At 66.1% G+C, this 26,806-nt stretch carries 21 protein-coding genes and 1 pseudogene; 11 read left to right on the top strand and 11 right to left on the bottom strand.

Features of this window, described 5'->3' with window-relative positions:
• On the top strand, window positions 1-463 hold a 463-nt coding region (locus L1892_RS03215), incomplete at its 5' end, for an integrase core domain-containing protein (RefSeq protein ID WP_235721975.1).
• Window positions 464-749: 286 nt separating this feature from the next.
• Here L1892_RS03215 and L1892_RS03210 read toward each other — a convergent pair.
• Together L1892_RS03210 and L1892_RS03205 are read right to left on the bottom strand one after the other, a co-directional pair.
• Complete coding sequence (locus L1892_RS03210) at window positions 750-1,889, bottom strand: acyl-CoA dehydrogenase family protein (protein ID WP_235721974.1); 1,140 nt, start codon at window positions 1,887-1,889, stop codon at window positions 750-752.
• Window positions 1,886-3,088 carry an acyl-CoA dehydrogenase family protein gene (locus L1892_RS03205; RefSeq protein ID WP_372474953.1) on the bottom strand — a complete coding sequence of 401 codons (1,203 nt, stop codon included), beginning with the start codon at window positions 3,086-3,088 and terminating at the stop codon, window positions 1,886-1,888. Before L1892_RS03205 ends, L1892_RS03210 begins: the two co-directional genes overlap by 4 nt.
• A gap of 121 nt (window positions 3,089-3,209) precedes the next feature.
• On the opposite strand from L1892_RS03205, the gene L1892_RS03200 reads away from it, so the two are divergent.
• Both L1892_RS03200 and L1892_RS03195 read left to right on the top strand, forming a co-directional pair.
• Entirely contained in the window at window positions 3,210-5,231 is a 2,022-nt protein-coding gene (locus tag L1892_RS03200; protein WP_235721972.1) for a flavin-containing monooxygenase, read from the top strand.
• Between the two features lie 44 nt (window positions 5,232-5,275).
• Entirely contained in the window at window positions 5,276-7,120 is a 1,845-nt protein-coding gene (locus L1892_RS03195; protein WP_235721971.1) for an AMP-dependent synthetase/ligase, read from the top strand.
• Between the two features lie 95 nt (window positions 7,121-7,215).
• On the opposite strand, the gene L1892_RS03190 is transcribed toward L1892_RS03195, so the two are convergent.
• The 4 genes from L1892_RS03190 to L1892_RS03175 are packed head-to-tail and all read right to left on the bottom strand — an operon-like array spanning window position 7,216 to window position 13,134.
• Window positions 7,216-8,589: an MFS transporter gene (locus tag L1892_RS03190; RefSeq protein ID WP_235721970.1), complete on the bottom strand. Its 1,374-nt coding sequence runs from the start codon at window positions 8,587-8,589 to the stop codon at window positions 7,216-7,218.
• A 60-nt stretch (window positions 8,590-8,649) separates the two neighbouring features.
• Window positions 8,650-11,031, bottom strand: coding sequence for a PEP/pyruvate-binding domain-containing protein (locus L1892_RS03185; protein WP_235721969.1), 2,382 nt, complete (start codon window positions 11,029-11,031; stop codon window positions 8,650-8,652).
• Window positions 11,032-11,033: 2 nt separating this feature from the next.
• On the bottom strand, window positions 11,034-12,011 hold the full coding sequence (locus L1892_RS03180) for a TIGR03617 family F420-dependent LLM class oxidoreductase (RefSeq protein ID WP_235721968.1): 978 nt from the start codon (window positions 12,009-12,011) through the stop codon (window positions 11,034-11,036).
• Between the two features lie 7 nt (window positions 12,012-12,018).
• Entirely contained in the window at window positions 12,019-13,134 is a 1,116-nt protein-coding gene (locus L1892_RS03175) for an Rv3169 family protein (RefSeq protein ID WP_372474944.1), read from the bottom strand.
• Between the two features lie 51 nt (window positions 13,135-13,185).
• Between L1892_RS03175 and L1892_RS03170 the strand changes: the two genes are divergently transcribed.
• The gene (locus L1892_RS03170; RefSeq protein WP_235721966.1) at window positions 13,186-13,809 is read left to right on the top strand and encodes a TetR-like C-terminal domain-containing protein; all 624 of its coding nucleotides are present in this window, start codon (window positions 13,186-13,188) and stop codon (window positions 13,807-13,809) included.
• Window positions 13,810-13,884: 75 nt separating this feature from the next.
• On the opposite strand, the gene L1892_RS03165 is transcribed toward L1892_RS03170, so the two are convergent.
• Entirely contained in the window at window positions 13,885-14,292 is a 408-nt protein-coding gene (locus tag L1892_RS03165) for a type II toxin-antitoxin system VapC family toxin (protein ID WP_235721965.1), read from the bottom strand.
• A gap of 8 nt (window positions 14,293-14,300) precedes the next feature.
• A complete protein-coding gene (locus L1892_RS03160; RefSeq protein WP_235721964.1) occupies window positions 14,301-14,528 on the bottom strand; it encodes a FitA-like ribbon-helix-helix domain-containing protein in 228 nt (75 codons plus the stop codon).
• Window positions 14,529-14,634: 106 nt separating this feature from the next.
• Between L1892_RS03160 and L1892_RS03155 the strand changes: the two genes are divergently transcribed.
• The 4 genes from L1892_RS03155 (at window position 14,635) to L1892_RS03140 (ending at window position 18,424) form a co-directional block, all read left to right on the top strand.
• Window positions 14,635-15,255 (top strand): TetR/AcrR family transcriptional regulator C-terminal domain-containing protein, encoded by a 621-nt coding sequence (locus L1892_RS03155; RefSeq protein ID WP_235721963.1) that lies wholly within the window; start codon window positions 14,635-14,637, stop codon window positions 15,253-15,255.
• A 148-nt stretch (window positions 15,256-15,403) separates the two neighbouring features.
• Entirely contained in the window at window positions 15,404-17,089 is a 1,686-nt protein-coding gene (locus L1892_RS03150; protein WP_235721962.1) for an acyl-CoA dehydrogenase family protein, read from the top strand.
• 268 nt (window positions 17,090-17,357) lie between these two features.
• Window positions 17,358-17,948, top strand: a complete 591-nt coding sequence (locus L1892_RS03145) for a hypothetical protein (RefSeq protein WP_235721961.1) — start codon at window positions 17,358-17,360, stop codon at window positions 17,946-17,948.
• 5 nt (window positions 17,949-17,953) lie between these two features.
• The gene (locus L1892_RS03140) at window positions 17,954-18,424 is read left to right on the top strand and encodes a GGDEF domain-containing protein (protein WP_235721960.1); all 471 of its coding nucleotides are present in this window, start codon (window positions 17,954-17,956) and stop codon (window positions 18,422-18,424) included.
• Between the two features lie 68 nt (window positions 18,425-18,492).
• On the opposite strand, the pseudogene L1892_RS03135 reads toward L1892_RS03140, so the two are convergent.
• Window positions 18,493-19,816: pseudogene (locus L1892_RS03135) on the bottom strand (ISL3-like element ISPfr2 family transposase).
• A 476-nt stretch (window positions 19,817-20,292) separates the two neighbouring features.
• Window positions 20,293-20,604, bottom strand: a complete 312-nt coding sequence (locus L1892_RS03130) for a putative quinol monooxygenase (protein WP_003941073.1) — start codon at window positions 20,602-20,604, stop codon at window positions 20,293-20,295.
• A 108-nt stretch (window positions 20,605-20,712) separates the two neighbouring features.
• Here L1892_RS03130 and L1892_RS03125 point away from each other — a divergent pair, with 108 nt between their 5' ends.
• Window positions 20,713-21,654, top strand: a complete 942-nt coding sequence (locus L1892_RS03125) for a GlxA family transcriptional regulator (protein WP_235721959.1) — start codon at window positions 20,713-20,715, stop codon at window positions 21,652-21,654.
• Between the two features lie 401 nt (window positions 21,655-22,055).
• On the opposite strand, the gene L1892_RS03120 is transcribed toward L1892_RS03125, so the two are convergent.
• Window positions 22,056-23,426: an FAD-binding oxidoreductase gene (locus L1892_RS03120; RefSeq protein ID WP_235721958.1), complete on the bottom strand. Its 1,371-nt coding sequence runs from the start codon at window positions 23,424-23,426 to the stop codon at window positions 22,056-22,058.
• A gap of 116 nt (window positions 23,427-23,542) precedes the next feature.
• Between L1892_RS03120 and L1892_RS03115 the strand changes: the two genes are divergently transcribed.
• Both L1892_RS03115 and L1892_RS03110 read left to right on the top strand, forming a co-directional pair.
• Entirely contained in the window at window positions 23,543-24,502 is a 960-nt protein-coding gene (locus L1892_RS03115) for an intradiol ring-cleavage dioxygenase (RefSeq protein ID WP_235721957.1), read from the top strand.
• Between the two features lie 143 nt (window positions 24,503-24,645).
• Window positions 24,646-26,796, top strand: a complete 2,151-nt coding sequence (locus L1892_RS03110) for a DUF2339 domain-containing protein (RefSeq protein ID WP_235721956.1) — start codon at window positions 24,646-24,648, stop codon at window positions 26,794-26,796.
• Window positions 26,797-26,806 lie beyond the last annotated feature (10 nt).

Below are 26,806 nucleotides of genomic sequence, written 5' to 3'. Positions count from 1 at the left end.
GGTCTCGACCACCATGCACACCGACCTCGCCCTCGACGCCCTGAACATGGGATTGTGGGCACGGTCGCGTGCCGGCCACGACGTGGCCGGGCTGATCCACCACTCCGACCGCGGAGTGCAATACCGAGCCATCCGCTACACCGAACGACTGGCCGAAGCCGAAGCGGTGACATCTGTTGGCTCCAAAGGGGATTCATACGACAACGCGATGGCTGAGGCGTTCAACTCGCTGTTCAAAGCCGAATGCATCCGTAACCCCGTGATGCGCCCGCGAGGCGGCTGGGCAGGTGTGGGCGAGGTCGAGATCGCCGTCGCTGAGTACGTCGAATGGTTCAACCACCGCCGCCTGCACGGCGAGATCGGACACGTCCCACCCGTCGAGTACGAGAGCGCCTACTGGTCGACCCACACCGTCACCAGCTACCGTGAGAACCCGGTCCCCGCAAACGCTGGAACCAACTAACCGAGCCTCCAGCAAACCCGGGGCGATTCACCACGTGTCGCGCGGGACATTCACGTCCGTGAGCGGAGTCGTACAACCGGCGCCCGCGCCACGTTTCGACGGCCGGCCGCCGACCATGCCGCGGCCACGCCGTGCCCCGGGTGCGGACACCATCGAGATCCTACGATCAGCCGGATACTCGACGGAGGAGATCGACGATCTCTCCGCATCCGGAACCGTTGTGAGCGAATGAGACCTGGTGGTTGCCCGGTCGACCTCCCCTCCCGGGCAACCACCGTTCAGGTCATCACAGACCCAGAGACCGACCGACGATCTCACGCATGATCTCGTTCGTGCCGCCGTAGAGCCGCTGGACCCGAGCGTCTCGCCAGCGGCGCGCTATGTCGTACTCCTCCATGTAGCCATAACCGCCGTGCAGCTGGAGGCAGGTGTCGAGCGCCGAGAACTCCAACTCGGTCGTCCAGAACTTCGCTCCCGCGGCCTCTGCGGCCGTCAACTCGCCGGCATTCTGCGCCTCGATGCACCGGTCCACGTACACCCGCGCGATCGACACCTGCGTCGCCAGCTCCGCCAGGGTGAACCGGTTCGCCTGGAAGCTTCCGATAGGCTGCCCGAATGCTCTGCGCTCCAGCCCATACGCCACCGACGTCTCGAGCGCGTACTCGGCATTGGTCACCGCGACGACGGCCATCGACAGCCGCTCCTGTGAAAGGTTTCCCATCATCAACGAGAGCCCTTTTCCCGGCTCACCGAGCACATCGGAGTCGGGCACGATGACATCTTCGAAGAAGAGCTCGGCCGTGTCCTGAGCTTTTCGGCCGATCTTCTCCAGTTTGCGTCCCTTGACGAAGCCATCGTGACCGGCTGTGACGACGAACAGACCCAGCCCGCCGCCGAAGTCTTCGGGTACCCGCGCAGCAACGATGACCAGATCTGCCTGAATGCCGCGGGTTATGAAGGTCTTCGACCCGTTGAGCTTCCAGCCGTCTGCGACCTTGACCGCCGCAGTCTTGATCGCACGGAGATCTGAACCCGCTCCCGGTTCGGACATGGCAATCGCGATTGCGATATCACCGGACACAATGCCGGGCAGCCATCTCGCCTGTTGTTCCTCGGTCGCGATGTCGAGGAAGTACGGCAGCACGATGTCATTGGTGAGAGAGAATCCGTCTCCGACTGTTCCGGTTCGCACCACTTCCTCGTTCAGCACCGCGTTGAAGCGGAAGTCCCGGAGTCCCGCCCCGCCGTACTCTTCCGGCGCGGCGAAACCGACCATGCCCTGCTCTGCAGCCGCCGTCCAGAAGTCGCGATCGACCTCTCCGCGCTCCTCCCATCGCTTCGTGTGGGGGACGGCCTCTTTCAGCAGGAACGCATGCACCGACTCGCGAAATTGCTCATGCTCTGGTTCGAATATCGTCCGCTTCACGAGGTTTCACCCCGACCGACACCGTCGAACAGGGACTTGCCGATGATCTCCTTCATGATCTCGCTCGTCCCCCCATAGATCCGCTGTACACGGGCGTCGACATACGCACGTGCGATCGGATACTCCGCCATGTATCCGTATCCGCCGAACATCTGGAGACACTTGTCCACCACTCGGCCCTGGACCTCGGTCGCGGCGAGCTTCGCCATGGCGGCACGGTCGGCACCGAGTTCCCCGGCCACGTGGGCACGCAAGCAGTCGTCGACAAAGCTTCTGACCACCTCGGTCTGGACGTGAGCGTCGGCAAGCGTGAATCGGGTGTTCTGGTTCGCGGAGAGCTGTCGTCCGAATGCTTTTCGCGACGAGACGTAGTCGACCGCCAGATCAACAGCTGTGGCTGCGGCAGCAGCGCTCGCCACCGCGATCGTCATCCGTTCCTGCGGCAGATTGGACACCAGATAGCGGAAGCCCTCGTTCACCTCTCCGAGAACGTTGGACACCGGAACCTCGACGTCGTCGAAGAACAACTCGGCTGTGTCCTGTGCGTGCATTCCGATCTTCTCCAGATTGCGTCCCCGAGAGAAGCCGGCCATGTCGCGCTCGACGACGAACAGAGTCAGTCCGCCATGTCGATTCGTGCCGTTGTGGGTTCGGGCGGCGACAATCACCACATCGGCGTTCATCCCGTTGGAGATGAAGGTCTTCGCACCGTTGAGCACGAAGTGATCACCCCTGCGGACGGCCGTACTGGTGATGCCCGCCAGATCGGAGCCGGTACCCGGTTCCGTCATCGCGATCGCGGCGACGAGCTCGCCGCTGCAGAGTCCGGGAAGCCAGCGTCGTCGCTGCTCGTCGTCGGCGTAGCGGATGAAGTACGGAACGCAGATGTCGTTGTGCAGGTTGATCCCGAATGACATCACCCCCGCACGGGCGACCTCTTCAGCCATGACGGCGTTGAAACGGAAGTCATCGACACCTCCCCCGCCGAACTCGTCGTCGACGGCCATACCGAGGAAGCCGTGGGCACCGGCGTCGACGAACACCTCGCGAGGCACCAGTCCGTCGGCTTCCCATTTGTCGTATTCGGGAATCACCCGACGGTGAAGAAAGGTGCGGAAGCTGTCGCGGAACGCCTCGTGCTCGTGATCGAAGACGGTGCGCCGAGAACTCGGAGAATCATTCATGTCCGTACCATACATTCTATCCATACACTATGTATACGTCAGTGCCGCAAGGCCTTCAGCCTTCGCTTGACCGCGGCATGGTCGGGAATCGCGATGTGATTGACACCACGTCTGAACAGATTGTATGGTCAGATGTATGGCGGAGTCCAGACCTCACAGCGAATCCCTGTCCGGCGGTCGACCGGCGGGCGCTTTTGAACCGAGCGCCGACTTCGGCGACGACGAGCTCCACGCAGCCCTCGCGAACGCGAATCTGCCGACCCTGCTCGGTTCGCTGGCCCTGCTGACCGGTGACGATCGATGGATCGACGAGCCCTACCTGCCGACGGCTCCGAAGGATCTCGGCGATCACGACATGGGCGGGTTCGACGAGAAGACGGCACAGCGGATCCGCGTCGAAGCCGCCGATGCGCTGCTCGCATGGCGCGACGGCACACTGTCGACGCCCGAATCCTCGGCGAATCCAGAACGTCTTGCGCGCATTCTGTCGGTGATGCTGGCTGAGCCCATCCCCGACGGATACGGTCAGTTGCTCGGCGAGGAGATGGGCCTCTACGCCCGTCACACGGAGCCCACACGAACACCCCGGGAGGGCTTCCGGGTCATCATCGTCGGTGCGGGCATCTCAGGCCTCGCGATGGCCGTCCGCCTCGGTCAGGCCGGCATCGACTACCTACTCATCGACAAGAACACCACGGTCGGCGGCACGTGGCATGAGAACGTCTATCCAGGATGTGGAGTCGACACCCCGAGCTATCTCTACGCACTCTCCTTCGACCCGAAGCCGGACTGGTCCAGTTACTTTGCGCCGCAGCAGGAGCTGGCGGACTACTGGCGTGCACTCGCTGAGCGACACGGGGTCCTCGATCACAGTCGTTTCGGCACGCTGGTACACACAGCAGAGTTCGACGAGGAGTCCGAACGATGGTCGGTGACGATCGGTCCGGCCACCGGGGACGGCGAACCCGAGGTTCTCGACGCCAACGTCGTCATCAGCGCGGTCGGACTCCTCAATCAACCGAGTGCCCCCAGTCTGCCCGGGCTCGAAGACTTCACCGGACCTGCTCTGCACACCGCCACATGGGATCCGACCATCGAGCTCGCCGGCAAACGCGTCGCGGTGATCGGAACAGGCGCCAGCGCAATGCAGTTCGTGCCTGCAAGCGCAGAGATCGCCGACAAGGTCACCGTTTTTCAGAGGACACCCCAATGGGCGATGCCGCATCCATTGAAGGGCGCCGACGTCCCTGAATCTCTCCACTTTCTCAATCGACACGTTCCCTATTACCTCGCGTGGTACCGAGTCCGTCTGTTTTGGCGGATGGGCGACAAGGTGTGGAAGTTGCTCCAGGTCGACCCCGACTATCCGCATCTCGGTAGAGCGGTCAACAAGGCCAACGATCGGCTCCGGGCACTTCTCACCACATATATCGAACACGAATTGGCCGGATACCCAGACCTTCTCGCCAAGAGCCTGCCGGACTACCCACCGTATGGAAAGCGCCTGCTGATCGATGCCGGCTGGTTCCGGGCCCTCACACGTGACAATGTGGAACTGGTGACCGAAGGCATCGAATCGATCACCTCGACCGGCATCCGTACGGCCGATGGATCCGAATTCGACGCCGATGTCCTCGTTCTGGCCACCGGTTTCAAGGCTGTCGACGTCCTGGCGTCGTTGACCGTACGCGGTCGCGACGGAAAGTCGCTCCGCGACGTCTGGGGAGAGGGAGACGGGCGGGCACATCTGGGAATCTCGATCCCCGGCTTCCCCAACTTCTTCTGTCTGTATGGCCCCAACACGAATACCGGGCACGGCGGAACGGTCATCGCCGGTACCGAGATGCAGATACAGCACATCACCGCCCTCATCAGTGCGATGGTCGACGACGAGCTGTCCACGGTGGAAGTCCGTCAAGATGTTCATGACCACTACAACGACGAACTCGACGAGGCGCTGGCCCATACCGTCTGGGACTTCGGCGGAACGACGACCTACTACCGGAACGCCGGTGGACGAATCGTCACCAACAGTCCATGGCGTTACGTCGATTACTGGCGACGCGTTCACCGACCGCACCTCGACGACTTCCTACTCGACGGCTCGCCGTCCCTCGGGGTCATCGACGCTGACGCCGAATCCGTACCCGCGCAATAGAACACTGATTTCGATCGGTTCACCATCAACGAGGCGAGGCCAGCATGACCCAGACAGCAGAAACCGCGAAATCCGCCACCACGAACACCGCGCCCGGGATCGCCGAGACCACGCTTGTCGGAGCGTTTCAGGCGACCGCAGCGGACCGTGGCGCGAGCCCGGCCCTGGTCGCATTCGGCGAGGATCGGACGCTCACGTGGCGTGAGTATGCCGCCGCGGTCGAAGAAGTCGCAGCGGGCCTGGCCGATCTCGGGGTCACCCGCGGTGACACCGTCGCGATCATGCTGCCGAACAGCCCGGAGTTCCACATCGTCGACATGGCAGTACTACACCTGGGTGCAACGCCGTTCTCCATCTACCTGACCTCCGCGCCCGATCAGATCAGCTACCTGTTCGGCAACGCCGGGAATGCGGTGGTCGTGACTGCAGACGCATTCCTCGATGTCCTCGGACGCACGGCGGCACCGCAACTAAAGCATGTGGTCGTAGTCGACGACGACGCCAAGAGCCATAATATCGGTGCCGCGCAGTCATTGTCATTGGTCGAGCTGCGCCGCCGTCGTCCCGCGGAGTTCGACTTCGAGGCCACCTGGCGTGCCGTCGAACCCACTGATCTCGCAACCTTGATCTACACCTCCGGCACCACAGGCGCCCCCAAGGGCGTCGAACTCACCCACGCGAACCTGATGTTCGTCATGCACACGTGCAACATCCGGTTTCCGTTCGTGGCCGACGGGGCCGCGATCTCGTATCTGCCGACCGCCCACGCGGCGGATCGGGTGTTCTCGCATTACCTTGCCACGGTGACCGGCTGGCCGATCACCACCGTTAAGGATGCGAGCACCGTCTTCGCTGCGGTCGCAGACGCTCATCCGACATGGTTCCTGGGTGTCCCACGGATCTGGGAGAAGCTGCGCTCAGCCCTGTTGTCGCGGTTCTCCGCGCTGCCCGAAGAACAGCGGCCCCCCACCCTCGCAGCAGTCGATGCCGCACAGAACGTGGTCCGTCTCGAACAGCGAGGTGAGAGCGTACCGCCCGATCTCGCCGCCGGAGTATCACTCGCCGACGAGCAGATCTTCGCCGCACTCCGAACGCAGCTCGGATTCGACCGCGTCGAACTCCTGATGACAGGAGCGGCGCCGATCGCACCCGCTGTGCACGAGTTCTTCCTGGCGCTCGGCCTGCCACTGCAGGAAGGCTTCGGCATGTCCGAGACCGGAGCGCTCGGCTTCACCAACATCCCCACCGACATCCGGGTGGGCAAAGTCGGACTGGCACAGCCGGGTACCGAGGCCAAGCTGGCCGCCGACGGCGAACTCCTCTTGCGCGGGCCCCACGTCATGCGAGGCTATCGACGCGACCCGGCGAAGACCGCCGAGGCGATCGACAACCACGGCTGGCTCCACACCGGGGACATCGCGACCATCGACGACGACGGCTGGGTCACGATCGTCGATCGGAAGAAGGAGCTCATCATCAACGCGGCGGGCAAGAACATGTCGCCGGTCAACATCGAGAGCAAGCTGAAGAGTGCATCACCGCTGATCGGTCAAGCATGCGTGATCGGTGACCAGCGGCCCTACAACGTGGCCCTGGTGGTGCTCGACCCGGATGCCCTCCGAACCTTCGCCGCCTCGCATGGGCTAGAGGGTGCCGCACCGTCGGATCTGGTCGCCGATCGAGCCCTCGTCGCGGAGATCGACGACGCTGTCGAGAAGGCGAATGCCCAGTTGTCGCGGGTCGAGCAGATCAAGCGGTATCGTCTCCTGTCGGCCGAGTGGCTGCCCGATTCCGACGAGTTGACGCCGACGATGAAACTGAAACGCCGCGGCGTGGCGGCAAAGTACGCGGAAGTCATCGACGACCTCTATGCGCAACCGTTGCGGTGAGCCGGTAGAGACGCGATGATCCGAGTGAGTTCGCGCAGAGGGGATGCAGCCTACCTACCTCGTCCCCCTGAACAACCCCAGATTGAACGACACGCTCACCGCCGCACCACGAAATGCACCACCAGGGCGACAAAAACGATCGAACAGCCGATGGCGCTCAACGCCAGCGCGAGCACGATGCCACTGTTGTCCGGAAACGTCCCCAACCCGGGATGCGCGGCCAGCACCGCCCCCGACAATGCGCTACCGCCGGCACCACCGACGGTGCGCAACACCTGGTTGAAGCTGACCGCGCTGCCGAGCTCCTCGGTGACGACGGTGCGCGCGATCAACGCGGGCATCGCGGCGTACGCGGTACCGAGGCCGACGCCGAACAGGAACATCCCGATCAGGATCTCCCACAACGCGTCGTGCGCGAACAACATCAGAAACGCCGCGACGGCCATGGTCGCGGTACCCACCCGCAGCAGGGTGGGTAGGCCGACGCGCGCAGCGAGCAGTCGGACCACCCGATTCGCGCCGAAACTCCCCACCGACAGCGGCAGCATCACAAAACCCGCCCACAGCAACGGCAGGGCGATGCCGTAGCCGGTGTCGGTGGGTGCCTGCGCGATGAGACTGGCGATGGACAACCCGATGTAGAGGGCCGCACCGAGTCCGATCGCGGTGCCGTTGGCGAGGATCACGTCGGTGTGCCGGAAGATGCGCAGGTTGATCATCGGATGCGGAGTGCGCAGTTCCACCACTCCCCAGCCGACGAGCACCGCGACACCGACGGCGAACGCCCCGATGGTCCGCACACTCAACCACCCCCAATCGGGACCTTCACTGACGGCGAGCAACACCGCGGACAGGCCTGCGCCGAGGAGTACCGCTCCGGGCACGTCGAACCGTTGCCGGGGAGCACGTTCGTCGGGCCCGGAGGGCACCACCGCCCAGACCGTCACCATCGCGGTGACGAGGAAGATCGCGGCGGCGACGAACGCCATGCGGAACCCGAACCCGGACGCGAGCACACCGGTCAGCGGGTAGCCGACGCCCAGCCCGGTGGCCACCGTCACCGACAGCGCCGAGATCCCCGGCCGCACCAGGTCGTCGGAGAGATAACGGCGTGCGAGCGCGATCGTGACGGGCACAATGCCGTACGACAGTCCCTGCAGTGCGCGGCCGGCCAGGAACACCGCGAACGTCGGCGCGACCGCAGCCATCACCGATCCGAGCAGGATCACCGCGAGCGCACAGATCAGCAGACGTTTCTTGTGCGGGCCGTCGCTGAGCCGTCCCATCACGGGCGTGGTCACCGCGCCGACCAGCAGGTTGATGGTCAACATCCACTGCGCGGTCCCGACGGCGACGTCATATTCCTCGGCGACGCTGGGCACCAGCAGCATGCCGAGCGAACTGACCACAGCGGTGGTCAGTGCTGCGTAGACGAGGCCGGGAAGCAGTCGCGTCGAGGTTCCGGCCATCCGGCCACCCTATCGAGTAGGCGGCCGTCGGCACCGGGTGGAGTCTGCGAACTCCGGCCCTCAGACCTTCTCAAGACGGGTGACCACCCCGCGGTCCCCGTCCACCCGCACCCGGTCGCCGGTGACGAGTACCTGGGTGGCGATGAGGGTGTTGACGACGCAGGGCAGCCCGTATTCGCGGGCCACCACAGCTCCGTGGGAGACCGAACTGCCGATGTCGGTGACGAGAGCGGCGATGACGGTGAAGTACGGCGTCCATCCGACGTCGGTGACCGGAGCAACCAGGATCTCGCCGCGCTGGACGTCGCGTGCCTGCGCGATGGTCTTCGCGACACGCACCACCCCCTCGGCCACCCCGCGCCCGGCGGGCCGGCCGACAATCGCATCGTCACCCACCAACCGTGGCGGTGGCGCGATGCGCGCGGTGGGCCGCCCGATCGACACGTCGTCGAAGTCCAGCGCGTCTTGGTAGGCCAGGGCCGCGCGACGCTGCTGCGCGCGTGTGACGAGGCCGTCGATGTTCTCTACGCCGACGATGCGGTGCAGTTCGGCGCGGTCGAAGAAGAAGACGAGGTCGGCGTCGGGCAATCGCCCTGCCGCGGCGAGGACCTCACCGAGGTGCCGATAGCCGAGTTTGAGCGAGTGGGCCATCAGCGCCATCCTCGACTTCGTCTCCTCACGTCCGCGGGCACCGGCCTTCGCCCATCTGGCGAGCAGTCGGATCGTTGCGGATGTGGGCGCGTCGACCTGCACTCGGGTCGGGGCGCGCTCTGCGCGATCGTGCGTGGCACGCAGCATGGCCTGCATCATCGTCCCCAGTCCGGCGGGGTCCTCCGCCCAGGACGGGTCGCGCATGCACAACTCGCGGTAGCCGCGGTGTCCGTGACGACTCAGGAAGTGACGCAACGCCGATGCGGCCTCATCGTCGCCGGCGCGCACAGCGGTGACGGCACGCTCGGGCGTGACCGAGAGGAACGCGTCCGCCGCCATGGGGTCGGCGGCAATCAACCGGACCACCGCATCGAGTTCGCCGAGCATGAGCGCGCTCTCGACATCGCTGGCGCCGGCCATCAGCTGCGCGGCCTCGGTCCGCCCGTCCTCCTCGGTCTGCCCCTGTCGTAGCGCCCGCCGGATCAGCACGCTCTCCAGGATGTTGGCGGCCACTGCGGCCCGCGACGAGGAGCGCACATGGGTCAGCGTGACATCGCAGTAGCGCTCGACGCCGGACTCCAACTGTTGCAGGATGCTTCGCGGATCGTTGCCAGTTGGTATCTCGAACTCAGCGATCTGGGCACCCAGGTGCCGGACCGCCGGCCCGACGGACAGGGCATGGGCGCTGAGTCGAATGGTGTTGCCGAGCTTTCGGCGGAATGGTTGCGGCGGTTTCGGTTTCAACTCGTCGATCACCCGCCCACAGATCGACGTGGAGAACTGTTCGAGGGAATTGCCGAGGATGCCCGAGCTCAGGGCCGTGCCCTCGGTGAGGTTGAGAAACATGTGCCCCGAGAAGTAGCCGACCTGCAGCCACGGCCGTTCGTAGCCGGGCTGGGCTCGCGCGACCACTTGGATCTGCTGCATCGCACGGTCGATGGCGTACCCGGACACCGCCGCGGTGAGCGGGCAGAATGCGCCGGGCATCATCTCGCCGATGTTGCAGCGCGTGTAGACGTGATCGGCTCCGGCAACCGGCGAGTCCATCTCGCCGAGATCGCCGGGCAGGGTGGTGATGGGCCGGGCCTGCAGCCACCACAACCGTCCGTCGTGGTCGATCGCCCATTCGAGGTCCATCGGCTCACCCCAGTGGTGTGCGGCACGCAGTGCGCCGGTGCGGATGTCGGCGATCTCGGTGGATGACAGAACCGGTTGCGCACCAGCGAGTTCGTGCACTATCGGTGTACCAGTATCGTCGAGGACGGTGTGGTCGGGTGATGCAGAGCCGTCGACCAACGACTCACCCAGACCCCCGACGGCGTCGATCACCACCAAATCACGACGTCCGGTGGTCGGGTCCGCGGTGAATACGACACCGGCTGCGCGCACGTCGACCATCTGTTGGACAACCACATTCATAGTGGCGTCCTGATCGGCGCGGTACGCGGTGGCCCGCCGCGAATGCACGGAGGCGGCACACTGCTGGACGGCCGCGACGAAGTCGTCGACCGAATCGACACCCAGGACGGTGTCGTACTGCCCGGCGAAGGACTGCTCGACGCCGTCCTCGCCGACCGCGGACGAGCGCACCGCCACCGGGACCTGACCAGCCGCAACCATCTGCGAGAACCGTTGCACAGCGGTATCTGCGGAGGCTTGAGCAGTGACCTCGGCAATGACGAACCCCGGCGGCACCGGCAGTCCGAGGCGGCCGAGTTCGGCGAGTCCGGCGGCCTTTCCGCCGTAGCGGACGCCGGCGACGTCCTCGAGTTCAATCGTCATCGGCGACATGGTCAGGGCAACGCGTCGACGATCTCGGCCAACGCATCGGCGTCGATCGGCCCCGGTTGATAGAGGCAGATCCGGTCGGACACCCCGGTAACGCGGGCGCGGATGTGCGCGGCGATCTCGGTCGGGGTGCCGCAGGCTGCGATGGTGTGCAGTATGTCGTCGTCGATCAACGTGGCCATGTCCTGCCAGCGCCCTTGCTTGGACATCGCGTTGAGTTCCGGCTGCAGTTCGCCCCAGCCGTGGGCGTCCAGGACTGGCCGGTAGGCGGGGGTGGAACCGTAGAAAGCCAACAGCATTCGGGTCGAGGTATGGTCGTCTCCGACCGAGACGATGATCTCCGGCACCACCTCGAAGTCGCCGTCGACGCGTCCGGCGGCGGCCAAGCCGGCGCGAACGGCCGGCATCGTCACCTCGTGGAGGAATCGCTTGGTGCCGAACGGCATCACGAGTAAGCCGTCGGCCACCTCGGCAGTCATCCGGGTCATCCGCGGGCCCAGCGCCCCGAGATAAATCGGTGGCGGACCGTACGGGTTCGGCCCGGGCACAAAGGTCGGCGTCATCAGGGTGTGCCGGTGGTACTCGCCGCGGTAGTCGAGTCGTTCACCGTCCTGCCACGTCGCGAAGATCGCGCGCAACGCGCCCACCATGTCTTTCATCCGCGCCACCGGGTGGTCGAAGTGCGCGCCGTAGCGTTTCTCGATCTGGGCGCGCACCTGGGTGCCCAGGCCCAGGATGAACCGGCCTTCGCTGAGTAGTTGTAGGTCGTTGGCCTGGTGAGCGAGTTGGATCGGGTTGCGCGGAAGTCCGATCGCGACGTTGGACATCACATCGAGACCGCGCACCCCGGACGCCAGCACCAGCGGCGTGAACACGTCGTGCGGGCCTTCGAAGGTGAAGATGCCTGACGCGCCGGCCTCCTGCAGAACACGTGCGCGGTCGACGGCGTCGGTGGGCCCGAACAGGGCTGTCATGACCTTCATCGGCTGCCTACTTCGCTCCGTCGGTCCAGTCGGTGAAGCCCGACGGATGATGTGGCCCGAGGACACCGTGTTCGAATAGTCCCGCACCATGACACTTCCGACCGTCAGGTTCGGTGCAAACTGCTTCGGCGACGTGGTCGATGAGGCTGAACGGAGCCTTGGCCATCACCTCGGGATCGGTCAGGTCGAAGCCGACACGTTCGACGAAGGACTCGCCTTTCCAGGTGCCGTGCGCCCAGGTCGCGTCACCGCCGTACCCCGCACCGAAAGCGATGGGTGCGAACAGCTTCGATTCGATGTCGAGCTGAAACCGATCACCGTCGCGGTTCTGGAACTCGACGTGCGCACCGTAGGGAATCCGGGTGCCCGACGTGTAGTGGACGGAGACGCGTACCCCGTCGAGCTGTTCGACTCGGCCGTCACGCCATCGTCGGGTGCAGTCGTAGAGGCTGCGATGACCGTCCGGGTCCTCCTGCAGGATCAGGAACAATTGATAGTCGTCGAACGCCAAAGGCAGGTACAACCACCACATCCCGCGGAAGGATGTGTCGGGACGTCCACCCGGTTCGGCCTCGCCGACCGGACGGATCCCCCACGAACGGTCGCGGCTGGCCACGCTGGCATCGTGCTCGACGATCAGCCGTTCACCGTCGACGTCGATCCACCCCTCCCAGCTACCGAGTTGGGCAAACCGGCACGCCTGCAGGGTCACTCGACGGTCGGTCAGCATGTCGTGTGGACGCTCGAGCGCAGCGGAGAACTCACCGCGCCAGGTGAGGTCCGCGGCGATACCCTCCGTCTCGTCCATCGTCAGATGTATCTGCTGTAGGGGTTCGATGACGTCGAGGCGGTAGCCGTTGACGTGTTGATTCAGCCGATCGTCGTCGATGGCGTCGCTCAGATGCACCGCGGTCTGCGTATCGCCGTGCCGGACGACGAAATAGGCGTCCTTGACACCGAGCCGCGGGTAGTAGCCGATGCCGGTGAGCGCCATGAACCGCCCGCCACGGTCGAGCACGTTGAAATACGAGCGGTCGTAGAAATTTCGATCGGACGTGGCCGGCCAGGAGACCGGAGTCGGCGTCTGATGGATCGGATACTCGTCGAGCGGGCTCAGCTTCACCGACACTCCCTCAAATACGATGCACACTGTATTGGAACTAAGGTGGAACTCATGACAGCAGAAAGCGTCAGCCGAGGCAAGGGGTCTGAGACAAGCGCGCCCGCCTCATCCCCACCGGGCCGTCCCCGCGACAGCCGCATCGACGCGGCGATCGTCACGGCGACACGGGAGTTGCTGCTCGAGTCGGGCTATTCGGCCCTGTCACTGTCGGCGATCGCCGCACGAGCCGGAACCACCACCGCCGCCATCTACCGACGCTGGGCCGGCAAAGCCCAACTCGTGCACGAGGCGGTCCTGCCCACCGACTCGATCCCGACCCCTCTCAGCTCCGGCGACATCCACGCCGACATCCGATCTGTGGTCGACACCGTCCGCACGATGTTCGACCGGCCCGAGGTGCGCATGGCGCTACCCGGCCTGATCGCCGACACCGTCGCCGACCCCCAGGTCCACACCATGATGATCACCCGGCTGGCCGGCAACCTCGGCGCATTCGAAACGCACTTCGGCCAGGAACGCCGCGCCGACGACCACCTCCCCATGCTCGCCGAAGTGGTGGCAGGCACCGCGATCTTCCGCATCCTCATCCGCCGCGACGCCGCACTCGACGAGGAGTGGGTCGACGCGATGACGGAGATGATCACCGAGCGGTGGCCGGCGGGGGTGGAACGGTGAGGAACAGGTCGGATCTCAGCATCGCCGCGTCACGTTCAACGACTTGATCTGTGGGCTCGGGTTCTGAGTTTCACCTCAGACCTTCGGTTCCCACGGGTTGACGCATCGGACGCCGAGCGGCTCGAAATGCTTGGTATTGCGTGTCGCCACGGTCATCTGGGTGGCATGGGCGATAGCAGCGATGACAGCATCTTCGAACGGAGCATGCTCGGGCACCCGATAGGTCGCCAAGACCCGTGCTGCGGGCAGATCGAACGGCAACACACGGTCGGCGAATGCAGGCAGGACCCGTTCCTCGAACCAACGGCGCAATACTTCTCCCTGCGCTGGGTCGGATCGCTCCTTGGTGACCACGCCACACTCGAGTTCTGCCATGGTCATCGCCGTCACGAACTGGTCGGTCACCGATACGGACGCCGCCCAGATCTCGACCTGTCGGTTGCGTCCCCGGACCCTCAGCGCGGATACCACGTTGGTATCCAAGACGTACTTCACAACTCGGCAGATCGGACAGTCAGACCGAGGCGTTCGGGCTCGAAATCGATGTCCGCACCCTCATCGGAACTCAGCAGGTCGACGAGCGTGACCGGCTCCCGCTCAAGCGCTTCGGCGAGGATCTCGCGAGCCTCCGCCTCTACCGACCTGCGATGCTGCTCGGCACGCGCCCGCAGGGCGGCCTTGGTCCCCGCGGGTAAATTGCGGATGAGGATCTGTTCCATTTTTTGCCACCTTCGATATCAGGAACATGATATCGAAGGTGTGCGCTTGGACGACACCCTCACATTCTTGTTTGTCATACAAACAAGAATGTGCGACCCTCATCACATGACCACGTCACGTCGCGGTAGTCGCGAAGCCGGCAAGGCCACCCGCGACTCCCTGCTGCGCGCGGCGGCCGAGGTATTCACTGAGCAGGGCGAGACGGCGTCGGTCGCCCAGATCTGCCACCGAGCTGACGCCTATCCGAACCAGGTCACGTACTACTTCGGCTCCAAAGAGCAGTTGTTCACCGAAGTCGCGTGCACCGCGGTACTACGCGCCGGTCGCGCCGCAGAGGAAGCCGCCGGCACGGCCACGACCGTCGGCGAGTACACCCACGCCCTCATCTCGACATTACTCGGCGGGCAGGCCCGCAATGTCGAGTTGTTCACGACCGCAATGTCGATGGCGTCGCGCCGTTCCGACCTTCGACCGCAGATCGCGGACACGTTGCAGGTGTTGCACGAGCGCGGCGCCGAAGCGTTGATGCGAACTCTGGTGCGGACAGGGTGGGAGCTGCGGGCACCGATCGACGTGGAGGCAAAAGCGTTCTGGTCGGCCATCTTCGGGCTCGTCATCCAGCAGGCGGCCGCCGGCGATCACCTCGGGGATCGGCTCGAGGACGCGGTCGCGATCGTGTTCACCAACCTGCAGATCCCGGATCGGGTGTTGGCGCATGCCATTTGACGTGGTCTCGCATCGAGATCGCCCAGCGAAGAGAACAGCAGTCGGAACAATCGAGCATTCGCCTCCCCCGTCGTTGGTCGAGTAGCCGTCGAGCCCCTAGGCGAGACGGCGTATCGAGACCAGTTGCGCCGCTTCGAAAGGAAAACCCATGACACACTCCACCGAGACCACCACCCACCCGCAACCGCATCTCACGCACACCGTCCTCAACCAGTCCGCCCCGCGTGTCGATATCAACGAGTTCGACATGAATACCGTTCTTGTCGAAGCGATCCGACGCCACGATGCGGGCTGGGCGGAAGATGAGCTCCGGGAGATCGGCGCCCACGTGGGCAGTGCGCAGTTTCAGCACGACGCGCACCTGGCCAACACCATCACCCCGGTGCTGCACACCCACGACCGCTGGGGCAACCGGATCGACGAGGTCGAGTACCACCCCGCCTACCACCGGATCATCGAGGCGTCGGTGGCCCACGGCTCGCACACACGCTGCTGGGCCGACCCGCAGCCCGGCTCACACGTCGCCCGTGCCGCGGGTTTCATGTTGTTCGGGCAGATCGAACCCGGTCACGCCTGTCCGGTGTCGATGACCCACGCGGTGATTCCGTCACTGGAGCTGCAGCCCGACGTCGCCGCGCACTGGGTGCCGAAAGCACTGTCACGCAGCTACTCCCCCGATCTGTCGGCCACCAAGGAATCGGCAATCTTCGGCATGTCGATGACGGAGAAGCAGGGTGGCTCCGATGTGCGCGCGAACACGACGGTTGCCACACCGGTCGGCCGTGGCGGGCCGGGCGCCGACTATCTGCTCACCGGACACAAGTGGTTCTGCTCGGCACCGATGTCGGATGCGTTCCTGGTCCTCGCGCAGGCGCAAGGCCCCGGCGGCGAGGGACTCTCGTGCTTCCTGCTGCCCCGCGTTCTGCCCGACGGCACCCGCAACGTCTTCCGCATCCAGCGACTGAAAGACAAGCTCGGCAACAAGTCGAACGCGTCGTCGGAGATCGAACTCGACGGCACCGTCGCGGTGATGGTCGGCGAACCGGGCCGTGGCGTGCGCACCATCATCGAGATGGTTGCGCAGACCCGTCTGGACTGCGTCCTCGGCAGTGCCGCCGGAATGCGACAGTCTGTGGCCGAGGCGGTGTGGCACGCTCGCCACCGGGCCGCCTTCGGCGCGACGCTGGCCGATCAGCCGGCGATGACCGCCGTGCTCGCCGACCTCGCCCTGGAATCGGAAGCCGCCACCATCACCGCCATGCGCCTGGCTCGCGCCCATGACGAGGACGCCACCGATCAGGAGAAGGCGTTCCGTCGCCTTGCCACCGCGGTCGCCAAGTACTGGATTTGCAAACGCGGACCCCACCACTCCTACGAGGCGCTGGAGTGTCTCGGCGGCAACGGCTACACCGAGGCATTCCCCCTGGCCATGCGCTACCGCGAGCAGCCGGTCATGGCCGTCTGGGAAGGCTCCGGGAATGTCATCGCCCTCGACGTGCTGCGTGCGATGACCCGCGAGCCGGAGTCGATCGCGGCGTTCGACGCCGAGATCAACATCGCACTGGGAGCCAACCGCACCCTGGACCTGCACCTCGAACGGCTGCGTGATCAGCTGGGTGAACTTGTGCGCGCCGACGGGGCAACGGCGCAGCGTCGCGCGCGTGGGGTCGTCGAATCCATGGCCTTGGCGCTGGAAGCCTCCCTGCTGGTGCGGTTCTCCCCGGCCGAGGTGTCCGATGCGTTCATCGCCGCACGCCTGGGCGACGACCGCGCGTTCGAGTACGGCGCGCTGCCCGACGGCGCGGATCTCGCGGCGATCCTGGAACGGCACTGAGCGCGGTGGCCGTCGTGGACTCGACTGTCGCGCAGTAACGCGGCGCCAGCCCCTCACCACCCGCGGCAGCGATGTACGTTCTACAATCGCAACTTGAAGAACGTGTCCCTTTCATGGGGGTCTGACGGAGTCGCGTTCGTTGTCAGCAGTGCACAGGGGCGGGACGCGAACGGTGTTTGTCGATGAGAATCGGTCTGCAGGCGTGGGGAATCTTGGGGAGGCGACCCACACCGCGCGGACCAAAGCGTACGAGGATCCTCGATATGTCTTGGATCAGATCGAGATCTCCGAACGGCTACCCCGATATGGAATAGCGGGCCTGACGCTGGCCATCGGCCTGTTGGGTGTCCTGGCGGTGACGTCGCCGGATGGTGCGGCGGGGAGCCCGGTTCGGATGGGCGCGCTCATCGCCATCAGCGCCACCACGGTGCCGGTCGCGATCCTCATCGCGCGCATCGATCTGCGAACCATTTGGTTGTCGGAGACGATGCCTATGCGAGGCGCCAACACCGCCTTCGTCATCTACGCCGACCTCGGACTGACCGCGGCGCTGGCCACGTTCCAGACGCCGGTCATGGCACTGCAGGGCACGGCGCTGTTCGCGGTCATCGGCGGCTACGTCGCGCACTTTCTCCGCATCCAGGCGATGGTCTGTCATGTCGTCTTCTCGACCGCCGTGATCGTCACCATCGGCGTGAGAGCGTTACTCGACGACACGCTGCCCGGATCGACCGCGCTCTACGGGATCATGGTGTCGTTGCTCGCGGCCAATGGCACCGTGGGCTTGATAGCCATCTCAGCGCGGAGTCGAAACGCGCTCTACGCCTTCAGATCGAGTCGGCCAACACCGACCCGCTGACCGGCGTGCTCAATCGGCGCGGGTTCCGTTACATAGCGAAAACGGCAGCCCGGCAGACGACGCGGCCCTTCACGATCGTCGTGGTGGACATCGACAACTACAAGGCCATCAACGATCGCCACGGGCATGCCGTTGGCGACGACGTTCTCGAACGGTTGGCCGCGGTGCTCGTGGATGCCGTTGGGAAGTCAGGGGTGGTCGGGCGCCTCGGCGGCGACGAGTTCGCGATCGCCGGCTCCCTGGATCGCATTTCGGCCATCGGACTGGCCAATCGCATCCGGGCCGCCCAGATCGGCCTGCCCTGCGAGCCTCGCATCACCGTGAGCGTCGGCGCGGTCGTCTATGAGAGCAAACTCCGCCCGGCCACCGACGGCGCGCTCGTGGACCTGGCACTGAAGACTGCCGACCGCGCGCTATTCGAGGCGAAGAACGCTGGGCGGGACACGTACCGAGTGGTGTGCGGCGACCCTTCGTGACGCCCGAGGACGTCCGGAGCGCTAGCGGCGGATCGTCACGAAGGGCAGCCCATCCGCGCCAAACCGGCTCATCCCAATCGGGGGTGTAGGAGTTGGGGTCTGAAGCCGCCGGTCTCGAGCAGGCTTCGGGCGATGTAGTTGGTCAGGTTGCGGAACCCGAGTGCGGAGCCGCGCAGGTGTTCGAGCCGTCCGTTGAGCGCCTCGGTCGGCCCGTTGCTGGTGCCGGGTCGTTCGAAGTAGGCGAGCACGTCAGCGGCTCGCTTCTTCAGGGTCCGGCCCAGGGTGGTGAGCTCGGTGAGCACCTTGGGGACGCCGGCGCTGAGGTCGGTGATCAGCTTCTCCATGAGCTCGCGGCCACGTTGCCGGTCCTCGTGGCGATAGGCGGCGATCATGCGCTGGTAGACACCCCAGGTCGCCTCGACCTCGACGTGAGCGTCATCAACGAACAGCGCGCATAGCCTGTCGCTCTGCTTGTCGGTGAGCAGGTCCGCGCCGGTGTGCAGCGTGCGCCGCGACTTGTAGAGCGGGTCGTCCCTGAACCCACGGTGCCCGTGGATCGCGAGTTGGACCCGGCGCCGGCACCTGTCGAGGGCGTCACCGGCCAGGCGCACGACGTGGAAGGGATCCATCACCGTGACCGCGTCCGGGATCTCCTCTGCAGCGGCGGTCTTGAACCCGGTGAAGCCGTCCATCGCGACCACCTCGACCGCGTCACGGAAGGCGTCGTCGCGGTCGGCGAGCCAGGTCTTGAACGCCGCCTTCGACGGCCCTCGACCATGTCCAGCAGCCTTGCTGGGCCGGCGCCATCGCGGACCGGGGTGAGGTCGATGATCACGGTGACGTACTTGTCGCCACGCCTGGTGTGGCGCCAGACGTACTCATCGACGCCAATGACCTTCACGCCCTCAAACCGCGTGGGGTCGTTGATCAGCAGCCGCTTGCCTTCAGCCAGGACCGCGTTGTTGGCGGTGTCCCACGCGACCCCGAGTCCCTCGGCGACACGGGCGACGATGAGGTGTGCGACCACGATCCCTTCCAGCGCCCACCGCAGCCCTGTGCGCGAGAGCTCGCGCGTGGCTCCGCCGCCGCGCTGGTGTCTTGGCGCCACACGTGTCCGCAGTCGGCACAGCGGTAGCGGCGCACTACAACTTCCAGCACGGTCGGTCGCCAGCCCAGCGGCTCGTGGGCCAACCGCCGGATCACGGTGTCACGAGCAGCGCCTTCGCTGCCGCACCGTCGGCACCACTGATCTGGTTCCACCACGCGGCACGCGAGGACCGCACGATCCGGTTCAAGTCGTTGTCCGGTCACGCTCAGACCGAGGCCGTCGAGTCGAGCGAAGGCGGTCAGGTCAGGGCGGCCGAAGCCGGCCGGCAGGGTAGCGTCGGACACGTCGAGGTCTTTCGGATGGATGGCTTCGACGCCGCCGCAAGCTCCGGTGAAACGGTCGGTACTGGTCGGTCGTCGTCGGTCACCACCGGATGGCGGCGTCCCCCACGCTCGGCGTTTGCGCAGGTCAGCGGCTCGTTCGCCCAGTGGGCGCATCAAGCGATAGACGCAAAGCCGACGTGATTAGGTCGTCGGTTCGATTCCGACAGGCGGATCCGGCGAACAGCCCCTGACCTGCGGAAACGCAGGGCAGGGGCGGTTCGGTTCTGGTGGTCGCGCGATGCGCTGGCCTCACGGCTCTGCCCGACACCGACGTCGCTCTCCTCTGCGACGGACCCCTCGCCGGCTGAGCGCTCGCGGCCGGCATCCTGTCCGTGTGCCGATAGGCCTCGCACCGCTCGGCAACGCAGCGTGGCGTTGCGTTGCGTCGCGACCTGGCGACGGCTCGGCGGGGCGCGGTCGTCTCGTGCGTTGGCGGACTACGGGAGCTTGGACGCGAGGACGTCGGCCGCCAGGATCTCGGGTGCTGCGCCGAGGAGGTGCTGGTTGGCCATCAGGGCTGCGACGATGGCGCCGTTGGCGTGGGCGTCGCGAGCGGCCTCGTCGGGGAATGCATCGAAGATCCAGAAGGTGTCGGCGTGGGTCCTGACCGCGAACCAGACAATCGTTCCTACTTCTTCGTTGGCGAGCGCGACAGCGCCGGCGAGCAGATCGGCGAGCGCGTCGTGCTGTCCATCGGCCGCGACGATCTTGGCGACGAAGGCATACGGAAGTGATGCGGGTGTGGACATGAGGGGTTCTCCTAAGTGTCGAGGTTTCTTGGTGAAGCGAGTTCAGCGTATGACGAGCAAGGGCATGTGAGAAGTGGCGTATACGGCAGTATTGCTATTGTTTACGCCATGCGTATCGGACTGATCGCGATCGACGGCTGCTTCGGTTCGGCTGTCGCGTCGGTCATCGACATCGTGCGGGTGGCCGACGGAGCCCGCGGCGATGTCGACCCGCGGATCGACCCGATCGAACTCGCCATCCTCGGACCGAAACGGAGAGTGACCACGACGGCATCGATGACCCTGTCGGTGGACCACCCGCTGTCGGAGTCCGCAGAGTTCGACGTGGTCGTCGTCCCTGCGCTTGGAACCCTCACGGCCGCCGCTACCAACGACGCCCTCCAGAGCCGAGATGCTCGTTCGGTCATCGCCTCGCTCGGGCGCCTCGACGACGCGACCACCCGGATCGCCGCGGCGTGCACCGGCGTGTTCGCTGTCGCCGAGACCGGACGGATGCATCATCGGCGGGCGACGACCAGCTGGTTCCTGGGGCCGGAGTTCCTGAAGCGCTATCCGACCGTCGCCCTCGATCTCGACACCATGGTCGTGGTCGACGGGAACCTCGTCACCGCCGGCGCCGCGTTCGCCCACATCGACCTCGCGCTCTCACTCGTGCGATCGATCAGCCCCGACCTGGCCCAACATGTCGCCAAGCTCCTCATCATCGACGAGCGTCCGTCGCAGGCGGCCTTCGTCGCCTACGAACAGCTCCGGCACGAGGACCCGATCGTCGTCGAGTTCGAACGCTTCGTGCGCGCCCGCCTGGACGAACCGTTCAACGTCGCCTTCGTCGCGCAGTCGCTCGGCACCAGCCGGCGCACCCTCGAACGACGAGTCCGTGCGGCGCTCAACCTCACTCCGCTCGGCTTCGTCCAACGGCTTCGCATCGAACGAGCTCGGCACCTCTCAGCAACCACGGACCTCACCTCCGCCGAGATCGCGCTACGGGTCGGCTACGCGAACGCCGAGACTCTGCGCTCCCTCCTGCGTAGGGAGCGACGCCGTTCCTGACCTATCGCCATGCCTGTAGCCGGTGTCCTAGTGCTCGACTTGAACCACCTCTCAGCACGTCGCGTCGACGCTCCTGCGTCGCCCCTGGACGACCCACTCGACACGCCCGCAGCACAGGCCATGTGACGTGTCCCGGCTTCCCGGACGGTCGGGGTTGGGTGGCTGTGATGTCGCTGCGTTCTCGTCGAGGGGGTCAGCAGACTCGATCAGGGTCGATTGGGATGAGACGCGAAGGCGGTCAGGTCAGGGCGGCCGAAGCCGGCCGGCGGGGTAGCGTCGGTCACGTCGAGGTCTTTCGGATGGATGGCGTAGGAACCTCCATCGTCGGGAGACCTCGACGTCCACCTGCGGACCGACGCGCCCGGCCGACCTACACCCTCATCTGGGAAGAGCCGCCAAACCTACAGCAGCACACCGGGGTTGAGCAGACCGTGCGGGTCGAGAGCCTTTTTGATGGTGGCGGTCAGTTCCATCACGTCGTCGCCGACCTGATTCGGCAACCACGCCTTCTTCAGCCGACCCACTCCGTGTTCGCCGGTGATGGTGCCGCCCAACGAGATCGCGAGATCCATGATCTCTCCGAAGGCTGCCTGCGCGCGGGCGGCCTCGTCGGAGTCGGTTGGGTCGAACACAATGAGCGGATGTGTGTTGCCGTCACCGGCGTGCGCGATCACCGAGATCATCACGTCGCGTGCCGCCGCGATCCCCGCGACCCCGTCGATGAGCGCGGGCAGTTGTGGCAGCGGCACCCCGACATCCTCCAGCAACAGCGATCCCAGCTTCTCGACCGCCGGGATCGCGGCACGACGAGCGGCGGTGAACGCCTCCCCTTCCTGCGCGTCATCGGTCGCGAAAACCTCGCTGGCGCCGTGCTGTTCGAAGGCGCGCTGGATGATCTCCACCTCGGCCGCGCCGGCGGGTCCGGGCGCGTCGGATTGGGCCACAAGGAGCGCACCCGCCTCGCGATCCAACCCCATCCGCAACATGTCCTCGACAGCGTTGATCGACACCGCATCCATGAATTCGAGCATCGCCGGACGAATCTGCGAGGTGATCGCGAGGACAGCCTCACTGGCCTGGTGCACCGACCCGAAACTGCCGACCACCGTGCACGCCGGCGCCTGCGGAGGGAGCAGTCGCAGCGTCACCTCGGTGACGATGCCGAGCAACCCCTCGCTGCCGACGAAGAGTTTGGTCAGGGGCAGCCCGGCTGAATCCTTGAGCTGTTTCCCGCCCAGTCGTACCGCCCGCCCGTCGGCCAGCACCACCTCGAGTCCGAGGACATAGTCGGTGGTCACGCCGTATTTCACGCAGCAAAGCCCGCCGGCGTTGGTGGCGACGTTGCCGCCGATCGAGCAGATCTCGAATGATGAAGGATCCGGCGGATACCAGAGACCGTGGGCCGCCGCGGCCGCTTTGACCTCGGCGTTGAACAGTCCCGGCTGTACCACGGCGGTACGCGTGGCGGTGTCGACGAGGAGGTCGCGCATCTTCTCGGTGGACAACATGATCGCGCCGTCGACCGCTGTCGACCCACCGGACAGGCTGGTGCCGGCTCCCCGGGTGACCAAGGGAATGCGGTGGTGTACACACCATCGAACCGTGGTCTGCACCTCGGCGGTGGTCGTCGGACGGACCAAGGCCAGCGGAGTGCCGGCGGCGGGATCCTGCGCTCGATCCTGCCGATAGGCCTCCAGAATGTCGGGGTCGGTGACCACCATGCCTTGTGGGAGGTCCGCGGCCAGCGACTCAGGACTCACGACGTCGGTCATGACCTCACTGTAGGACGCCGTCGGCCCGTCGCCGGTGTTCTCTCATACCGAGACCTCCCAGCAACCGCACAGCTGAACTCCCGACGACGGGCAGGTCCGGTTTGTACGTTGTGTCCATGCAGCGCCACGATGAGACACACGAACACGACCGAGGTCTCCGCTACGACCTGCGTTCGCTGAGCCGCCGCCGGGCGCTGATGCTGTTGGCCACTGGCGCGGTCGCCACCACCGCCGCCGCCTGCGGCACCGACACCTCAGGGTCCGGTTCTGCGGCATCCGGCACAGCCGGGGCATCGTCCACCGACGCGGCCGGCGCCACGGGTACGGCCGACGGCTGCGTGGCGGCCGCGCCAGGGGAGACAGCCGGCCCGTACCCCGGCGACGGCAGTAACGGACCGAACGTGCTGATCGCGTCGGGAATCGTGCGCAGCGACATCCGGTCGAGTTTCGGCGATTCGTCGGGCACCGCCGAGGGTGTGCCGGCCACCCTGACCATCACCCTGCAGGACTTGGTCGACGACTGTTCGCCGGGCGAGGGTATGGCCGTTTACGTGTGGCATTGCGATCGCGAAGGCAACTACTCCCTCTACAGCGACGCCGCTGCCGACGAGAACTACCTGCGCGGCGTGCAGGTCGCCGACCCCGATGGCGTCGTTCGGTTCACCACGATCTTCCCGGCCTGCTACGCGGGCCGGTGGCCGCACATCCACTTCGAGGTCTTCGACTCCCTCGAACAGGCCGTCGCCGGCTCGGATGCCCGACTGACCTCGCAGATCGCGCTACCCGAAGACGCCTGCACCGAGGTGTTCGATTACGACAGCGGCTACGCCCGGAGCATCTCCAACATGTCCAATGTGACGCTGGCTTCCGACAATGTGTTCGGCGACGGATGGGACGCCGAACTCGCGACCGTCGCCGGGTCCCCCGCCGACGGCATGGACATCTCGATCACCCTCGGCGTGGCGGCAAAGGAAGACAATCAGCAGAGTATGGGTGCGCCTCCATCGGGTGGACCGGGCGGTCCGGGCATGCCACCAGGTGGGTCGGGCGGGCCCCCGCCACGGCAACAGGGATGATCCGGCCGGCGGGTCGTCGGGCGTCCGAATGACGTCGATGGCCACCGCCGCACCGCCAAAAGCCCAGCAGAACGCAGGTTTACCCGCTCGGACCGAGTAGCTCTACTCATGTGCCACGGAGCGTCGCCGACGACTCTTGAGCCATGAACCAGACCCCGGTGAACCAGACCACCGCCCACTTGCTGACCAGGATCTCCGGCGAGTTCGCAGACATGTCTCGGCAGATGCACCGCATGTCCGACGACTTCGCCGAACTGCGAGCCGTCCTCGTCGAACCGACGACACAGACAGCGTCGCAGCCGTCGCCGACGATGCAGTCCCCGCCGCCGGGTCGGCAGGTGCCGCCGACGACCGGTCCGATGGTGCCGACACCGCCGATGATCATGGTGGACGCGACGTCCACGCCCGCAGGAGTTCCGGCGACGTGGATGCCGGCGCCGCCGATACCCGGCCAGGCCATGCCCAACCCGGCGGCACACAACCAGGCCGCACCCAATCCGGCTGCATACAACCAAGCCATGCGCAAACCGGCGATGGCCACTCGGGCGATGCCGCCGAACCCCACCCACCTGCCCGCCGGCTACTCGCCGCCGCCTCCCGCTGCACCACCACCGTGGCCGCCGAGCCAGCAGCGGTCGACCCGTCCGGCACTGACCGACCGCATCGCGACGGCCTTCCGCAAGGGCACGGTGGCGAGTGTGCTGGCGGCCGCCGGCGTGGGTGTCACCCTCATCGGCATCGTGCTGCTGCTGGTGCTGGCCGCCCAGGCCGGCATCCTGCGTCCGGAGGTTCGGGTGGCCGGCGGCGCCGTCTTCGCGATAGCGCTGGTGGTGGCGTCGACGTGGTGGCATCGTCGGCCCGCCGGACACACCGGCGCCGTGGCGCTCGCCGCGACCGGCGTGGCGGCCGGCTATCTGGATGTGCTGGCGGCCACTCGGTTCTATGAGTGGCTGAGCGTGCCGGCCGCGCTGAGCGCGGCAGCTGTGATCGCCGGAGCCGGGCTGGCGCTCAGTCGCATGTGGAACAGCCAAGCCCTCGGAGTACTGGTGGTTGTCCCGGTGGCCGTGCTGGCCCCGGCTCTGACCCAGGGCGTCGACATCGTGCTCGTGTCGTTCATGCTCGTGCTGGCAGCAGCGTCCGGTTGGGTTCAACTCGGACGTGACTGGACCTGGCTGTACCTCGTCCGGATGGCGGCGCCGACGTTGCCGTTGGTGTTGATCGCCGTCCTCGCAGGCGTGGGGGTCGGACCCGACACGACGATGTGGACCTACGCCCTGGCTGCTGGGCTCACCGTGGTGATCGGTCTGGGCAGCGCCCTCCTCGCGCTCCCGAGTTCGTCGCAGCCGGCGCTGCTCGCGGCCATCACTGCAGCCACGTCCGCGCCGGTCCTGTTGTCTGGCGCCCTGGTCGACGACCTGTCCGCGGCCTCGCTGATCGCCACCTGCGCCGCAGCGCTACTCCTGCTGGTGGTCAGTGGCCCGCGAATTCCGGGTGTCACCACGACGGTCCGCGAGATCTGGGCGATGACGGTGGCGCTGCAGACGCTGGTCGCGGTCGCCACCGCGTTCAACGGCGGCATCGACGTCGCGGCGATCCTCGGGTTCGGCACGGTCGTCGCGATGACCGCGCGGCACAGCACGTCGATGGCGCGCATCATGCGCGGCATCGCCACCACTTTCGTGACGATCGGCGGCATCGGCACCCTCTCGACGGCCCCGCCCGCCGACCTCGCCGTCGCCCGCGTCATCGATCCGGCGATCGCGGCAACGACGCTGGTTCAGTGTGTGCTCTTGGTCGGTGCAGTCTGGATACTCGCCGGCATGTGGATCAAGGCCAGCCGAACCCGGCAACGGAGCGACCGGTCGGCCGAACAGTTGTGGGGACTGACGCTGGCAGTGGTGGCGTTGTATGCAGTCACCGAATTCACCGTCACCGCCGGGGTGCTGGTCGCGGGTGCCGAGGAGGGCTTCTTCGCCGGCCATCTGATGGCCACCATCACATGGATGATCGCCGGCGGCGCAACGCTCGCCCACGCCAGCCGGTTGCCGTCGGCGGCCCGCACCCCGCTGCTGGCCGGCGGCCTGGCCGTGGTCGCCGCGGCGCTCGCGAAGTTGTTCCTGTTCGACCTCGCCACCCTCGACGGCATGTTCCGCGTGCTGGCGTTCATCGTCACCGGACTGCTGCTACTGGCCATGGGTGCGTGGTTCGCGCGGAGTCTGTCCGACGATGCCGACACATCAATTCCGCATCCGGGCCCCGCGACGAGCTCGCCGGGGCAGAATAGGTCGACGTGACCGACGACGC

Origin of the sequence: Gordonia tangerina (assembly GCF_021556435.1) — a bacterium.
GTDB lineage: Bacteria > Actinomycetota > Actinomycetes > Mycobacteriales > Mycobacteriaceae > Gordonia > Gordonia tangerina.
Note: the sequence above shows the minus strand (reverse complement) of the source record. Positions and strands in the feature narration are given on the sequence as shown.